We start from the raw sequence: 394 nt of genomic DNA on the forward strand, positions 1-394 counted from the left end.
GGCCAGTCTTCGCCTGGTGGGGCTACTACACGTTTTCGGCAGCCATGTTGACAGCCGGTTCAGCGAGTTGTGTCAGCGCCTCGTCGGTCGCCTTTTCCTCTCCAAGGGTTAAATTGAGGAGCGAAACAGCTTCATCCAGCCCCAGTTCGGAGGCCCAGGTCTTCAGTGTGCCATAGCGTGAGATTTCGTAGTGCTCCACAGCCTGGGCCGCAGCCAGCAGGCCAGCGTCCAGGGCAGGTGTGCCCTTATATTCCTCCATGATCTCGGCACCTTCATCGGTGATGCCCACAATAGCCGCACACGTCTTTCCCTGCGGCTTCTTGCCGATCACTTCGAAAACCTGTTCGAGCCGGGCAACGTGTTCTTTCGTTTCCTCGCGGTGCTTTTCGAACGC

1 protein-coding gene is annotated in these 394 nt (G+C 58.1%); it reads right to left on the bottom strand.

Features of this window, described 5'->3' with window-relative positions:
- Positions 1 to 25: 25 nt before the first annotated feature.
- On the bottom strand, positions 26 to 394 hold a 369-nt coding region (locus EN879_RS38685), incomplete at its 5' end, for a DUF892 family protein (protein ID WP_164774978.1).

The sequence above is a fragment of the Mesorhizobium sp. M7A.F.Ca.AU.002.02.1.1 genome, from assembly GCF_003998535.1.
GTDB classification, from domain to species: domain Bacteria; phylum Pseudomonadota; class Alphaproteobacteria; order Rhizobiales; family Rhizobiaceae; genus Mesorhizobium; species Mesorhizobium ciceri.